The sequence below is a fragment of the Labrys neptuniae genome, assembly GCF_040797145.1.
In the GTDB taxonomy this organism is placed as follows: Bacteria; Pseudomonadota; Alphaproteobacteria; order Rhizobiales; family Labraceae; genus Labrys; species Labrys neptuniae.
In genome coordinates, this window is record NZ_JBFNQD010000002.1 from 703,195 (window position 1) to 715,986 (window position 12,792).

The window sequence follows — 12,792 nt, forward strand, 5'->3', positions numbered from 1 at the left end:
GTTTCCGGATATGATCGGCAGCGGGGGGTATCGTCGTGAAAAAGGGGGAGGCCTCGCCTGCCCGGACCTAATGAAGATCTGATGGCGGCTCGATGAAGCGTCTTCTCAATTTCGTGCTTGTTCTCGTCCTGGTCGTCGGCCTGGCCTGGTGGCAGCGTGCCACACTGGTGCCGTGGCTGGTGCAGACGGTGCCTTCCTCCAAGACTCTCATTGCCGCTCTTCCCGGCTTCTCCGATGCGCTGCATGCTCCCGAAGCGCCGCAGGCGGCCGGGGCAGGCAAGTCTTCGCAGCGCAACGTCGCGCCGGTGCCCGTGGTGCTCGTCCAGGCGGTCGCCAAGCAGATGCCGATGGTGATCGATGCCGTCGGTACCGCCACTCCCTATGCCTCTATCCAGATCCGCACCCGGATCGACAACACCGCGGTCACCAGCGTCCGTGTCGCCGAGGGGTCAGAGGTCAAGCAGGACGATATTCTCTTCACCCTGGATGATCGCGCCATCAAGGCGCAGATCGCCCAGATCCAGGCCCAGATCGCGCGCGACCAGGCCCAGATCGCCCAGGCCCAGATCGACCTGTCCCGCGCCAATGACCTGCTCGCCCGCAATGCCGGTGCGGCGACCACGCGCGATACGGCCGCGACCGCCCTCAAGGTCGGGCAGGCGCAGCTTCAGGCAGACCAGGCCTCGCTGGAAGCGGCCGAGGTGACGCTCGATTATACCGTGATCCGCGCACCCGTGCCCGGGCGCATCGGCTCGATCCCGGTCAAGCCCGGCTCGACGGTGCGCACCTCCGACACCGCGCCGCTCGCCACCGTGAACCAACTCGACCCGGCCGTGGTGGCCTTCTCGATCCCGCAGTCGCGCCTGGCCGAACTGCGCGAGGCGATGGCGAAGGGACCGGTACGCGTCGACGCCATTACCGGCGGCAATACGCTCACCGGCCAGGTGTCCTTCGTCGAGAACGCCATCGATGCCGCCACGGGCACCATCATGGTCAAGGCCGACATCCCCAATCCGCACGAAATCCTGTGGGGCGGCGCCTTCGTCAACGTGCAGGTCGTCCTGCCCAATGCCAGCCCGCAAGTGGTGGTTCCCGATGCCGCCGTCCAGCTCGGCCAAAAGGGAAGCTACGTCTTCGTGGTGAAAGATGGTAAAACGGCTGAGCTTCGGTCCGTGACCGTTGCGCGCGTCGCCGGCGCCGATGCCGTGATCACCAAGGGCGTCGAGAGCGGCGAACAGGTGGTGGTCGACGGGGTTTTGCGCCTGGTCGACGGTGCGCCGGTCGCCATCAATGCGGGGGCCAAGGAGAGCACCGCCGCCAATACCAGTGCCAAAAGCTGAAGCCGGGAGACAAGCCGTTGCTTTCGGAATTGTGCATCCGCCGCCCGGTCATGACCATCCTGTTGATGGTCTCCTTCATTGCGGCCGGCTGGTTCGGCTACCGGCAATTGCCGGTGGCGGCCGTGCCGCGCGTCGACTATCCGACGATTTCGGTGACCGCCACCCTGCCGGGCGCGAGCCCGGAAACCATGGCTTCCTCGGTGGCCGCCATTCTCGAGAAGCAGTTCTCGGCGATTTCCGGCATCTCCACGATGTCGTCGACCTCCTATCTGGGCTCGACGCAGATCGTCCTGCAGTTCGATCTCAATCGCAATGTCGACGGTGCGGCGCTGGACGTGCAGGCCGCCATCGCCACGGCGCAGCGCCAGCTGCCCACCGAGATGACCACGCCGCCGAGCTTCAGGAAGGTCAATCCGGCCGACCAGCCGGTGATTTTCATGGCGCTGACCTCGGACCAGGCGCGCACATCCGACATCGACCGCTTCGCGCAGTCCAACATCCAGCCGTTGCTGGCGACGCTGCCAGGCGTCGCCCAGGTCAATATCTGGGGATCGCAGCAATATGCCGTGCGGGTGGAGGCCGATCTCGACCAGCTCACCGCGCGTGGCCTCACCCTCGACGACCTGCAGAAGGCCGTCGCCGCCGCCAATTCCAATACGCCCGTCGGTTCGACCAGCAATAACGGCCGCAACCTCATCCTCGATGCCACTGGTCCGATCCGCTATGCCAAGGGCTACATGCCGATCGTGGTGTCTTCCAAGAACGGCGCCCCGGTGCTGCTGCAGGACGTCGCCCGCGCCATCGACAGCGTCGAGAACGACAAGACCGCGGCTTGGCGCAACGACACCCGCGGCATCATCATCGCCATCCAGCGCCAGCCCGACGCCAATACCGTCGCCGTGGTCGACGCGGTCAAGAACACGCTGCCCAAGATTCGGGAAAGCCTGCCGGTCGGCGTCAGCCTCGACACGCTGATGGACCGTTCCGTGCCGATCCGCGCGGCAGTGGAGGATGTCGAGTTCACGCTGGGCCTGTCGATCCTGCTGGTCGTGATCGTGATCTACTTCTTCCTGCGCAGCGCGCGGGCAACGCTGATCCCGGCCATCGCACTGCCGATCTCGCTGATCGGCACCTTCGCGGGCATGTATGTGCTCGGTTTTTCGATCGACAACATCTCGCTGCTCGCCTTGACGCTGTGCGTCGGCTTCGTGGTCGACGATGCCATCGTCATGCTGGAGAACATCGTCCGCCATGTCGAACTGGGGCAGAAACCCTTTGCGGCGGCCCTGATCGGCTCGCGCGAGGTCGGCTTCACCATTCTGTCGATGACGCTGTCGCTGATCGCCGTGTTCATCCCGGTGATCTTCATGGGCGGCATCATCGGGCGGATGTTCTCCGAGTTCGGCTATGTGATGGCCATCGCCATCCTGATCTCCGGCGTGGTTTCGCTGACGCTGACGCCGATGCTGTGCTCGCGCCTGATCAAGGAGCATTCCGAGGAAAAGCGCCCGGGGCTGCTGCTGCGGCTGTTCGAAGCCGGTTTCAACTGGCTGACCAGGGGCTATGCCCTCACGGTGCGCTGGGCCGTCAATTCACCTGGCTTCATGCTCACCGTCACGGCGGCGACCTTCGTCGTGACCGCGATCCTCTTCGTCAATATCCCCAAGGGCTTCTTCCCGCAGGAGGATATGGGCTTCGTTTCCGTCTCGACCGTGGGACCCGACGACGTTTCCTTCGAGGCGATGATGGCGCGCCAGCAGGCCGTCGTCACCGAATTGCGCAAGGATCCCGATGTCGTCGCCATCCTGTCGAGCATCGGCGGCGGGGCGACCAGCCAGATCAGCTCCGGCAGCATGAACATCCAGCTGCGCGACAAGCCGGCCCGCACGGATCCGATCGACGTGGTGATCAAGCGCCTCGCCCAGGAAGCGGCGAAGGTGCCTGGCATCAACACCTATTTCCAGGCGGTGCAGTCGATCAATATCGGCGCCACCCGTTCGCGCAGCCAGTATCAATACGCCCTGATGTCGCCCGACGTCGACGAACTGCGCGCCAATGCCCAGAAGCTGCAAGCCCGCATGGCCCAGATTCCGGGTATCACCGGCGTCAACTCCGACCTGCAGATCAAGGCGCGCGATGCCGTCGTCTCGATCGATCGCGACAATGCCGCCAAGCTTGGCGTTACCGTCGACCAGATCCGCTCTGCGCTCTACTCGGCCTATGGCACCAGCCAGGTCTCGACCATCTATGCGCCGGAAAATACCTATGAAGTGATCCTGGAGGCGAGCCAGGCCTATAGCTCGCCCCAGGACCTGATGCGCAAGCTCAATGTCCGCTCGAGTTCGGGGGTGCTGATCCCGCTCGACAGCGTGGCGCGCATCGAGCAGAAGCCGTCGGCGGTCTCGCTCTCCCATATCGGCCAGCTGCCCTCGGTGACGATCTCCTTCAACCTCCAGCCCGGCGTCGCGCTCAGCCAGGCGGTGGACGCCATCCAGCAGGCGACGGCGGAGCTCGACATTCCCAAGACGATCGCCACCCAGTTCCAGGGTACCGCCCAGCAGTTCCAGGATTCGCTCGCCAGCATGCCGCTGCTGCTCTTTGCGGCGGTACTGGTGGTCTATATCCTGCTCGGCATCCTCTATGAGAGCTTCATCCACCCGATCACCATCCTGTCGGGCCTGCCGACGGCCGGTATCGGCGCCCTGCTGACGCTGCAGCTGTTCTCGATGGACCTCTCCATCATCGCCATGATCGGCCTGATCATGCTGATCGGCATCGTCAAGAAGAACGCCATCATGATGGTGGATTTCGCCGTGCAGCGCCGGGCCGCCGGCCTGCCGGCCAAGGAGGCCATCGTCGAGGCGGCGGTGCTGCGTTTCCGCCCGATCATGATGACCTCGCTCGCCGCCATTCTCGGCGCGCTGCCGATCGCCCTCGGCCATGGCGCCGGCGCCGAGCTGCGCCGGCCGCTCGGCGTCACCGTGGTGGGTGGCCTGATCGTCTCGCAGCTGCTCACCCTCTACATCACGCCGGTGGTCTATCTCTCCCTCGACCGCGTCGCCAGCTGGTTCGCACGCAAGCCGGAGGACCTGCCGGCGCGCACCGACGACGTCCTGCCCGAGCCCGAGCAGCACGACGTCAGGCCGCCCGCGCCGGGCGAGCCCGCCATCGCTGCCGAGAAGAAGCCCGGCCTGATGACCGCGGCGGAGTAGGGGGACTCTTCTGGGATCGCCGGCATCTCTGCCGGCTCTTCCTCTTCCCCACGCGGGATGCTTCCAAGAGCAGGCAAGGATGCCTGCGATCCCAGAAGCCTCATTTGCCCTCTGCCCCCGCTTTCGCCTATGAAGGCCCCGATTTCCCCGGATGTCTTCCCATGCGCCTCAAGGCGATCTGCCGTATTGCCGCCGTCGCCCTGCTGGCCATGCCCCTGATCCCGCTGCAATGGCTGGCGGTGAGGCGCGACTGGGCGCTGGCCCGCCGCCTGCCGGTGTTCTTCCATCGCAGCGTGCTTGCCATCATCGGCGTCCGGGTTGCCGTCAACGGCACCCAGGCCCGGCAACGGCCGCTGCTGATCGTCGCCAACCATGTCTCCTGGCTCGACATCGTGGTGCTGGGCGCCCTGGCGCCCTTGTCCTTTATCGCCAAGAGCGAGGTGCGCGGCTGGCCGGTGATCGGCCTGTTCGCCCGGCTGCAGCGCTCGGTCTTCATCGAGCGCGAACGCCGCCACAAGACCGGCCATGCCACTGCCGCCATCGGTGCCAGGCTGAAGGCCGGGGATGCCATGGTGCTGTTCGGCGAAGGCACCACTGGAGACGGCGTGCACGTCCTGCCCTTCCGTTCCGCCTTGGTGGGGGCCGCGCGCGAGGCGCTGGATGGCGGCGAGGCGGCGGCCTATGTCCAGCCGCTCGCCCTGCGCTATGCCAAGCGCGGTGGGCTGCCGATCGGCCGCGGCGCCATGAAGGAAGTCGCCTGGATCGGCGACATGGATCTGGCACCGCATCTCGTCGGCATTCTCTCCGGCCCGCCGATCGATGCCGTGGTGACCTGGGGTGAGGCCCTGGCCTGCGATGCCGCCACCGATCGCAAGACCCTGACCCGTCAGCTCGAGGCGGATGTCCGCAGGCTGGTGCGGGCGAGTTAAAGCGTTTTCCAGAAAAGTTGATAGACTTTTCGATTAAGAAAATGCGTTAAAACAAAGAGTTAGATCGAAATGGCGATTCGAAGAAAAGCCATTTTGATCTAGCCCGAGCCTCCCGGCTCTGCCTGTGCGAAGGTCTCGATGGCTCGCGCGAAGGCCGCCAGTGCCGCGGTGACCGAAGCGGCAATTTCGACATTTCCGGCCATGCCGGCGGCATCCATCCGCGTCGCCAGCAAGGGCAGGGTGATCGAGGCCTCCTCGACGATGCGCGCCGACATCGTGGTCAGCACCAGGCGCAGGGCTGCCTGCGCGTCACTGGCGCGCGGCGAAGCATTGAAAAGGGCGATGGGCTTGCCGGGGAATTCGGAGCTGCCGACCAGCCAGTCCAGGGCGTTCTTGAAGGAACCGGGAATGCCGCGGGCATATTCGGGGCAGGAAATGATCAGCCCGTCGGCGGCGCCGACCAGATGGCGCAGCGCCATGACGCTTCGAGGCGGATTGTCGCCATCGAGATCCGGATTGAAATGTGGCAGCGAACCGATGCCGTCATAGGCCGCAATGCGCATGCCGGCCGGCGCCAGCAAGGCGGCGGCTTCGAGCAGCACCGTATTCGAAGAGCCGAGGCGGAGGCTGCCGGATAGCGCGAGAAGTGTGATCATTGGCGAATCCGCAGCGCTCCCAAAAGAACACTCTTGCCGATGGCCGGACGGGCGGCAAGCACACGCGCAAGTGACTGGATCGAGACGAGATAGACGGCTGACATCCGCGCGCATGAGGCGTATTGTCGCGGATCTACAGGTCGCGCTCGTCGTGGCTGTTTCGGCGTCGGCACCCCGCCGGCGTTCCACTTCGGTCGCGGCCTTCATTCCTTTCGGGAGTAGGACCATGACGATCAGAAATCCCGTCGAATGGGGTATCGATGCCGTCCGCGGTGCCGCCAATGGCGTGGGCGCCCTCGGCACCACCCTGCATCGCCCCGCTGCCCAGTTCGAAACCTCGACGCCCATCGTCCGCCAGATCGGTTTTGCCGATCTGCGCGAGGTCCTGGCCAAGGGCTTCCAGGATTTCGGCGCCTATCGCACCGACGTCATCTTCATCGGCTTGATCTATCCGCTCGCCGGCCTGGTCCTGGCCCAGTTCGCCTTCGGCAACGGCATGCTGCCGATGCTCTTCCCGCTGGTATCGGGCTTCGCGCTCGTCGGCCCGGTTGCCGCGATCGGCCTCTATGAAATGAGCCGCCGCCGCGAGCAGGGCCTCGAGGCCACCTGGGCCCATACGCTCGACGTGGCGCGCTCGCCCAATTTCGGTGCCATTCTCGGGCTCAGCCTGATCCTGGCGGTGATCTTCGCGCTCTGGCTCGGCGTCGCCGCCCTGATCTATCGCTATACGCTCGGCCCGGCCCTGCCGGTCTCGGTCTCCGCCTTCGTCTCGGATGTCTTCACCACGCCTGCCGGCTGGGCGATGATCGTGCTCGGCGTCGGAGCCGGCTTCCTGTTCGCCCTGGTGGTGCTGGCGATCAGCGTGGTGTCGTTCCCGATGCTGCTCGACCGCAAGGTGAGGATCGGCACCGCCGTCAGGACTTCGGTGGATGTGGTGCGCGCCAATCCCGGCCCGATGCTGGCCTGGGGCTTCATCGTCGCTTGCGCCCTGGTGCTCGGCTCGCTCCCCGCATTGCTCGGCTTGATCGTGGCCATGCCGGTGCTCGGCCACGCGACCTGGCACCTCTACCGCCGGGCGGTGGGGTAGTGGTTACTGGTTCTCGGCATGCCCGGGCTTGAGCCGGGCATGCCGGCATTTACGCGATCCCGAAGCACCGGCCGGGACGAGCCCGGCAATGCGAGGTGTGAGGCAATTGGCTTCGATGGGCCGAAATACCGGCGTCATTTCGGTGTCGCTTCGGCGAAATCCTGCTGGAATTGCTTCAGTTCCGGCTCGTTCAAGTCGGAGACAGCCCAGAAATTCAGCCCTGCCTGGGTCCAGTTCAGGAGCGTATAGCCATCGCGCTCCCCGACTGGGGCAGAGGCGCCCGCGGCAGGCCAGATGAAGAGATTGATGACATGGCCGCTGCGCCGATAGATCAGCGTGGCGACGACGCGTCCCTTGAGATAGTCCACACGCCCGCCGACCAGCGGAAAGCCGCGCGCCTTGAGGTCCACCACCGGCGGCGAGAAGTCGATCTTGCCGTTGAACCAGGGCTTGACGGTGTGCTGGTCGGAGGTAGCGACGTCGGTCAGGTGATTGGCGAGCAGGGAGTGGACATGGCTGGAAATCAGCTCGTCCTCCAGCGAGGGACCTGGTTCGGGGCGCATCGTCACGAACAGCACACAAGCCGCCAGGATGGCCAGCGAAGGCAGCAGGCTCCAGCGCGTGAAGCGGTCGACGAGCAGGCGCCAGTCGAGGCCAGCGAGGGTGGAAGCCCGGGAAGCGCCGGCTTCGCGGCGCAGGGCCGCCGCCACTCGGCCATGCAAGGCTGCTGAGGCCGGCCAGCGCACGCCGTCCTGGGTAATGATCGCACGGATCGCCTCGATTTCGGCCAGCCGCGCCGTGCAATCGGGGCAACCGGCGAGATGGTCCTCCACCCGCAGGGCATTGGCAGCGTCGAGTTCGCCATCGGCATAGAGCTGCAGCAGCCGGTCCCAGTCCTGGTGCGGTGTCTCGGCCATGCTCATGCCTCTCCTCCCGGCGTTGCCTGCCGGTTCTTCCAGGCAGCAGCGAACAGGGTGCGTGCGCGGGCGAGCCGCGACATCACCGTGCCCATGGGGGCCGCAATCGTTTCGGCGATCTCCCGATAGGAAAGCTCCTCCATTTCCCTGAGGACCAGGACTTCGCGGAAGGCTTCGGGCAGGCGGTCGAGAACCGCGCGGATCTCGCTTGCTTCGGCCTGCTGCAGCAAGGCGGTTTCGGGACTCGCCTCCTCATGCGGCAGGTCGGTCCTCTCCTCCTCGCCTTCACCGGCGTCGAGCGGCTCTGTGCGGACGCTGCGCTGGCGTGCCTGCCACCAGGAGCGATGGCAATTGCGCACGATGGTCAGGAGCCAGGCGCGCGCGCTGCCGCCCCGATAGTCTGCAAAGCCGCGAAAGGCGCGCAGGAAAGCCTCCTGCACGATGTCCTCTGCCGTGTCGGCATCGCGGCAGAGATAACGCGCCAGATTATGCGCCGCGTCGAGATGCGGCAGCATTACGGCCTGGAACCGGGCGAGCGCGTCGGCGTTCCCTGCCGTCCTGGCGGAAGGCTGCCCGTTTGCGGCCATGGTCCAGACGCCATGCCACCACGCGGCCAGCCGCCGGATCGCCGGCAGCAGCCAGGGAATGTCGGGATTCGTGCCGGCATGGGCCGTCATGGCCGCTCGTCCTTCCCGTCCCAGCCCGAGTTCGATCAATGCGCAGCCCACCGCATCGCGACCTTGCCGGTGATCGGCGTGGACTGAGAAGGCATGGGCCGAGAACAGGAATAGCTGAAATCCCGGGGCTGCGCGAAGGCGAAGTTGTCGGCGATGACTTCAAACGGGCACCGAGCCCCGATCAGGGCGGGCAGGGACAGCAGGGCCAATTGCAGGACGAGCCGCGCGAGGGCAGGGCGATAGTAACGGGGGACCGCGGGCATCTCCACAAGACTCTTACGCCAGCGACGGCCGGCACCGTTCTCATCCGGTGAAGGAGGTTCGTCGGAATGGGTCATCTCGCGCTCCGGATACGGAAGGGGCTGCCGGCAGCCCATGCCGATCCAGATCGCGGCAATCGGCGTTTTATTCCCGAAGACAAAGATTTTTTTGAAGAAGAGCTTTGCGTGCTGCCGGCTTGGGCCGGCTACAACGCCAGATATTCCGTCTGCACGGCACTGTCGGCTTCCAGCGCCGCCATCGTACCGGAATAGCGGATCATGCCGCTCTCGATGACGTAGGCGCGGTCGGCGATCAGGTGGGCAAAATGCAGGTTCTGCTCGGAGAGCAGGATCGACAGCCCTTCCTGCTTGAGGCGCAGGATGGCGCGGGCCATGTCCTCGACGATCTTGGGTGCGAGGCCCTCGGAAGGCTCGTCCAGCAGCACGATGGCGGGATTGCCCATCAAGGTGCGGGCGATGGTGAGCATCTGCTGCTCGCCGCCGCTCATCCGCCCGCCGAGCCGGCCCGGCATGGCAGCGAGATTGGGGAAGAGCTCGTAGAGCCGTTCCGGCGTCCAGGGCTTCAGGTTCTGGCGTGGGGGGCGGCGGCCGACTTCCAGGTTCTCCCTGACCGTCAGGTCGGTGAAGACGCGGCGATCCTCGGGCACATAGCCGATGCCGCGGCGGGCGATCTCATAGACGGGCAGGCGGATGATGTCGGCACCGTCGAGGCGGATGGCGCCGCGCCGGTCGGCGACCAGCCCGATGATCGAGCGGAAGGTGGTGGATTTGCCGGCGCCGTTGCGGCCGAGCAGGGCGACGACCTCGCCCGGCCCGATCTCGAGGCAGACCTGGTGCAGGATGTGGGCTGGGCCGTAGAAACTGTCGAGGGCGGCGATTTCCAGCTTCATCGGGCAGGCTCCTGCGCGTGGATTGCGGCGGACGCGAAGACCGTGCCGTCGCCGAGATAGACGGCGCGCACCTGCGGGTCGTTGCGCACGGTGTCGGCATCGCCGGCGGCGATCAGGCGGCCGCGATCGAGCACGAGGAGCCTGTCGGCATGCTCGAACACCACGTCCATGTCATGCTCGGTGAACAGGATGCCGATGCCGCGCTGGCGAGCGATGCCGGCCGCCAGGGCCATCATGGCGATGCGCGCGCCCGGCGCCATGCCGGCTGTCGGCTCGTCCATCAAGAGGAGGCGTGGCTCATTGGAGAGCGCCACTGCCAGTTCCAGCCGCTTGAGATCGCCATAGGCGAGCTCGCCGCAGGGATGGTCGGCCAGGGCGCCGATGCCGACGAGGTCGAGCAGGGCCTGGGCTTCTGTCCGCTTGTAGCGGTCGAGGCGGGCAAAGCGGCGCCAGATGATGCCGTCATGGCTTGCCAGGGCGACCTGGAGGTTCTCGATCACCCGCATCGAGGCGAAGGTGGCGGTGATCTGGAAGGTGCGCCCGACGCCGAGGCGGCAGATCGCGGCGGGCCGCATGCCGGCCGTCTCGCGGCCGAACAGGCGGATGGAGCCGCGATCGGGCTTGATCTGGCCGTGGATCATGTTGAAGCAGGTGCTCTTGCCGGCGCCGTTGGGGCCGATCAGCGCCACCATCTCGCCGGCTGCGACGGTGAGCGAAACGTCCTTCACCGCCTCGACGCCGCCATAGGTCTTGGCGAGCCCCTGGACCTCCAGCAGCACCGTCATGGCCGGTTCTCCTTGGTCCGTGAGAGATTTCGAGACGGCAGGAGATCGCGCAGGCCCGCCAGTCCGCGCGGCAGCACCACCACGACTGCGATGATGAACAGGCCGATGGCAAGCTTGGAATAATCGGTCGCGCTCATCAGCCAGATCGACAGGGTCTTGAACACGCCGGCGCCGAGCATGGCGCCGGAGACACTGCCCATGCCGCCGAGCAGCACCATCACCAGCCCGTCCACCGAGGTCGTGACGCCGAAGGCATCGGGAAACACGCTGCCCTTGAGGAAGGCGAACAGAGCGCCGGAAACGCCGGCCAGCAGGCCCGCCAGCACGAAAGCGGCCCATTGCACCGGCGCCTTGGCGATGCCGACCGCCTCGGCACGCAGGTCGGAATCGCGCACGGCCCGCAGCATGAAGCCGAAAGGGGCGAAGGTGGCGAGCCTGAGCAGGCCGACCCCCAGCATGGCCAGAACCAAGGTCAACTCGTAGAAGGCCCAGGGCTTGGCAGCCCATTTCGCTGGCCATACGCTCAAGATGCCATTGTCGCCGCCGGTGAAGTCGACCCATTGCGAGGCGATCGACCAGCAGATCTGCGCGAAGGCGAGGCTGAGCATGGCGAGATACACGCCCGAAAGCCGAACGGCGAAGCCGGCGAACAGCACGGCTCCTGCCAGCGCGAGCAGGGGCGCGGCCAGCAGCACGGCTTCCATTGGCCAGCCCAGCATCGTCGTCAGCAGAGCGGCGCCATAGCTGCCCAGGCCGAAAAAGGCGGCATGGCCGAAGGAGACGAGGCCGCCGACCGAAACCAGGAACTGCAGGCTGGCCGCAAAGAGCACGAAGATCAGGATCTCGCTGCCCACCGACAGCACATAGGGGCTGGCGCCGAGCGGAAGCAATGCGGCAAGGGCGATGGCTGCGGCTATGAGCAGCCGTCCGGACGTTCGCATGGGCTGCCAGGGCTGTGTAGTGAGGCCCAGGGCCGGGCGCTGCGGGCTCGTCGGCTTGCCGAACAGGCCCCAGGGCCTGACCACCAGCACCACCGCCATCACCAGGAAGATCAGCACGATCGAAATCTTGGGAAAGGCGAGGATGCCGAAGGCGTTGAGCTCGGAGATCAGGATGGCGGCGACGAGCGCGCCCACGATGGAGCCGAGCCCGCCGGTGACCACGATGATGAAGGCCTCGACGATGATGGCGAGGTCCATCTGGTGGGTGACGGCGTCGCGCGGGATCTGCAGGGCCCCGCCGAGCGCGGCGAGGCCGACGCCCAGCATGAACACGCCGGTGAACAGCCATTTCTGGTTGACGCCGAGGGCGGCGACCATGTCGCGGTCCTGCGTGGCGGCCCGCACCAGGATGCCCCAGCGGGTGCGGTTGAGCAGCAGCCAGATCAGGCCGAGCACCAAAGGCGACATGGCGATGAGGAAGAGGTCATAGGCGGGGATCGCCTTGCCGGCGATCTCGACCGCGCCCTTCAAGCCCGGCGCGCGTGGCCCCAGCAGGTCGTCGGCGCCGAAGACGATCACCACGAGGTCCTGTACCACCAGGGTGACGCCGAAGGTGGCGAGCAGTTGGAACAGTTCCGGCGCCCGATAGATCCGTCGAAGCAGCGTCATCTCCAGCAGGCCGCCCATGACCGCCACGATCGCCACGGCGGCCGGCAGAGCCAGCCAGAAGCCGAGCGGACCGGACCAGGCATTGGCAAGCGTGCAGGCGACATAGGCGCCCAGCATGTAGAAGGCGCCATGGGCGAAATTGACGATGCGGGTCACGCCGAAGATCAGCGACAGGCCCGATGCGACCAGGAACAGGGAGGCAGCCCCGGCAAGGCCGCTCAGGAATTGGGCGATGATGGTTCCCACGAAGACCTCAAATTGGGGAGCGTCGGAGATCAGGTGGCTTGTCTGATCGGTGGTGCAGCCCCTCACCCCTACCCTCTCCCCGTAAGGACGGGGCGAGGGGGGCGCAGGCGTTGCGATTGATCCTTTGATCGCTCCTCGCGCCCAATGGTCGGGCGAGATTGG

At 66.1% G+C, this 12,792-nt stretch carries 11 protein-coding genes; 4 read left to right on the forward strand and 7 right to left on the reverse strand.

All coding sequences use genetic code 11. The features are described from left to right. Nucleotides 1–92: 92 nt before the first annotated feature. From ABXS05_RS10500 to olsA, 3 genes are all read left to right on the forward strand, one after another. Complete coding sequence (locus ABXS05_RS10500) at nt 93–1,340, forward strand: efflux RND transporter periplasmic adaptor subunit (protein ID WP_367623845.1); 1,248 nt, start codon at nt 93–95, stop codon at nt 1,338–1,340. 17 nt (nt 1,341–1,357) lie between these two features. Beyond that, entirely contained in the window at nt 1,358–4,552 is a 3,195-nt protein-coding gene (locus tag ABXS05_RS10505) for an efflux RND transporter permease subunit (protein ID WP_311937840.1), read from the forward strand. A 104-nt stretch (nt 4,553–4,656) separates the two neighbouring features. Beyond that, on the forward strand, nt 4,657–5,481 hold the full coding sequence (olsA, locus tag ABXS05_RS10510; RefSeq protein WP_367623846.1) for a lyso-ornithine lipid O-acyltransferase: 825 nt from the start codon (nt 4,657–4,659) through the stop codon (nt 5,479–5,481). 98 nt (nt 5,482–5,579) lie between these two features. On the opposite strand, the gene ABXS05_RS10515 is transcribed toward olsA, so the two are convergent. Then, nucleotides 5,580–6,137, reverse strand: a complete 558-nt coding sequence (locus ABXS05_RS10515; RefSeq protein WP_367623847.1) for an NADPH-dependent FMN reductase — start codon at nt 6,135–6,137, stop codon at nt 5,580–5,582. 226 nt (nt 6,138–6,363) lie between these two features. Here ABXS05_RS10515 and ABXS05_RS10520 point away from each other — a divergent pair, with 226 nt between their 5' ends. Then, nucleotides 6,364–7,224, forward strand: a complete 861-nt coding sequence (locus tag ABXS05_RS10520) for a DUF2189 domain-containing protein (protein WP_367623848.1) — start codon at nt 6,364–6,366, stop codon at nt 7,222–7,224. A 134-nt stretch (nt 7,225–7,358) separates the two neighbouring features. Here the strand turns inward: ABXS05_RS10520 and ABXS05_RS10525 are convergent, their stop codons facing one another. The 6 genes from ABXS05_RS10525 to ABXS05_RS10550 all read right to left on the reverse strand — a co-directional run bounded on the left by ABXS05_RS10525 (nt 7,359) and on the right by ABXS05_RS10550 (nt 12,630). After that, entirely contained in the window at nt 7,359–8,147 is a 789-nt protein-coding gene (locus ABXS05_RS10525) for an anti-sigma factor family protein (RefSeq protein WP_367623849.1), read from the reverse strand. Next, nucleotides 8,144–8,818 carry a sigma-70 family RNA polymerase sigma factor gene (locus tag ABXS05_RS10530; RefSeq protein WP_311937850.1) on the reverse strand — a complete coding sequence of 225 codons (675 nt, stop codon included), beginning with the start codon at nt 8,816–8,818 and terminating at the stop codon, nt 8,144–8,146. The genes ABXS05_RS10525 and ABXS05_RS10530 overlap by 4 nt, the downstream gene beginning before the upstream one ends. Nucleotides 8,819–8,853: 35 nt before the next feature. Continuing rightward, nucleotides 8,854–9,156: a hypothetical protein gene (locus ABXS05_RS10535; protein ID WP_311937852.1), complete on the reverse strand. Its 303-nt coding sequence runs from the start codon at nt 9,154–9,156 to the stop codon at nt 8,854–8,856. A 128-nt stretch (nt 9,157–9,284) separates the two neighbouring features. Next, nucleotides 9,285–9,989 carry an ABC transporter ATP-binding protein gene (locus tag ABXS05_RS10540; RefSeq protein ID WP_367623850.1) on the reverse strand — a complete coding sequence of 235 codons (705 nt, stop codon included), beginning with the start codon at nt 9,987–9,989 and terminating at the stop codon, nt 9,285–9,287. Beyond that, nucleotides 9,986–10,774, reverse strand: coding sequence for an ABC transporter ATP-binding protein (locus ABXS05_RS10545; RefSeq protein WP_367623851.1), 789 nt, complete (start codon nt 10,772–10,774; stop codon nt 9,986–9,988). Before ABXS05_RS10545 ends, ABXS05_RS10540 begins: the two co-directional genes overlap by 4 nt. Further along, nucleotides 10,771–12,630 carry an ABC transporter permease gene (locus ABXS05_RS10550; RefSeq protein ID WP_367623852.1) on the reverse strand — a complete coding sequence of 620 codons (1,860 nt, stop codon included), beginning with the start codon at nt 12,628–12,630 and terminating at the stop codon, nt 10,771–10,773. The genes ABXS05_RS10545 and ABXS05_RS10550 overlap by 4 nt, the downstream gene beginning before the upstream one ends. Between the last annotated feature and the right edge of the window lie 162 nt (nt 12,631–12,792).

Bases quoted from the DNA above. Each gene is read 5' to 3' on its own strand.
- ABXS05_RS10500 (WP_367623845.1), top strand. From the start codon at position 93: ATGAAGCGTCTTCTCAATTTCGTGCTTGTTCTCGTCCTGGTCGTCGGC.
- ABXS05_RS10515 (WP_367623847.1), bottom strand. From the start codon at position 6,137: ATGATCACACTTCTCGCGCTATCCGGCAGCCTCCGCCTCGGCTCTTCG.
- ABXS05_RS10520 (WP_367623848.1), top strand. From the start codon at position 6,364: ATGACGATCAGAAATCCCGTCGAATGGGGTATCGATGCCGTCCGCGGT.
- ABXS05_RS10525 (WP_367623849.1), bottom strand. From the start codon at position 8,147: ATGAGCATGGCCGAGACACCGCACCAGGACTGGGACCGGCTGCTGCAG.
- ABXS05_RS10530 (WP_311937850.1), bottom strand. From the start codon at position 8,818: ATGACGGCCCATGCCGGCACGAATCCCGACATTCCCTGGCTGCTGCCG.
- ABXS05_RS10535 (WP_311937852.1), bottom strand. From the start codon at position 9,156: ATGACCCATTCCGACGAACCTCCTTCACCGGATGAGAACGGTGCCGGC.
- ABXS05_RS10540 (WP_367623850.1), bottom strand. From the start codon at position 9,989: ATGAAGCTGGAAATCGCCGCCCTCGACAGTTTCTACGGCCCAGCCCAC.
- ABXS05_RS10545 (WP_367623851.1), bottom strand. From the start codon at position 10,774: ATGACGGTGCTGCTGGAGGTCCAGGGGCTCGCCAAGACCTATGGCGGC.